Source organism: Sphaerisporangium sp. NPDC049457, from assembly GCF_055586705.1.
In genome coordinates, this window is record NZ_JBVJHR010000051.1 from 1 (window position 1) to 1,389 (window position 1,389).

1 protein-coding gene is annotated in these 1,389 nt (G+C 72.4%); it reads left to right on the forward strand.

Features of this window, described 5'->3' with window-relative positions:
- Positions 1 to 1,389, forward strand: a 1,389-nt coding sequence (locus tag ACZ6QO_RS37835) for a condensation domain-containing protein (protein WP_465858338.1), incomplete at both ends; no start/stop codon positions are given.

The following is a 1,389-nucleotide window of genomic DNA, read 5'->3' on the forward strand; positions in this document are numbered from 1 at the left end:
CGCATCCTCGCGGTGTGCGAACCCGGCACCGTCATCTACAACGAATACGGCGCCACCGAATGCTCGGTCGCCAACGTCATGTCCGCCACCCGCCGGGTCGATGACGACGACACCACCGGCGCGATCGCGGTCGGCGTGCCCATCACCAACACCACGGCCTACGTCGTCGACGGGAACGGCCGGCCGGTGCCGGTCGGGGTGGCCGGGGAATGCCTGCTCGGCGGCATCTGCGTCGCGCGCGGCTACCTCAACCGGCCCCAGCTCACCGGCGAGAGGTTCATCGAGGACCATCTCAGCGGACGGCCGGGACGTCTGTACCGCACCGGCGACCTGTGCCGCTGGCTGCCCACCGGAGAACTGGAGTTCGTGGGCCGGATCGACAACCAGGTGAAGCTGCGCGGGTACCGGATCGAGCTCGGCGAGATCGAGGCGACCCTGATCGCGCATCCCGCCGTGGGCTCCGCCGCGGTGGCCGTCCGCGAGGACATCCCCGGCGTGCAGCGGCTGGTGGCCTACCTCGTGCCCGCTCCCGGCGGTGCCTCGCCCATCGCGGACGAGCTCAAGGAGCACGCCGCTCGCACCCTGCCCGCGTACATGGTGCCCACCGCGTTCGTGACGCTGCCCGCCCTGCCGCTGACCCCCAACGGCAAGACCGACTACAAGGCCCTGCCCGCGCCGGCCGCCGCTCAGGACGCCGCCCGCGACACCGCCCAGGTCGGCCCCCGCACGGCGACCGAGCGGCTCGTCGCCGGGATCTGGCAGGACGTCCTCGGCATCGCCGCTCCGGGCGTCCATGACAACTTCTTCGAGCTCGGCGGCCACTCGCTGCCGGCCTTCAAGGTCATCACCCGGCTGCGCCGCGAACTGGGCGTGGAGGTGCCGCTGCGGGCGCTGTTCCAGGCGCCGACCATCGCCGAGCTGAGCGCTCTGCTGCCCGGCATGCGGGCCGCCGACCAGGACTCCGGCGACCAGGAGGCGCTGGCGCCGGTGCCGCGTGGCTCCCGGATGCCGGTCTCCTCCGCGCAGCGGGGGTTGTGGTTCCTGGACCGGCTGGAGCCGGGCCGGGGGGACTATGTGGTGCCGATCGCGTTGCGTCTGGCCGGGGCGGTGGACGTGGCGGCGTTGCGGCAGGCGCTGTCAGCACTGGTGGCACGACACGAAGTGCTGCGCACCCGATTCGCCGCCGACGACACCGGCCAGCCCTACCAGCTGATCGACCCGCCCGCCCCCGTCGACCTGCCCATCACCGACCTCACCGGGCACGACGAAGACGACATCACCCGCCACCTCAACGCCATCGCCGCCACCCCCTTCGACCTGGCCACCGGACCACTCCTGCGAGCGGCACTGCTGCGCACCGCACCCGACCAGACCATCCTGATCATCTGC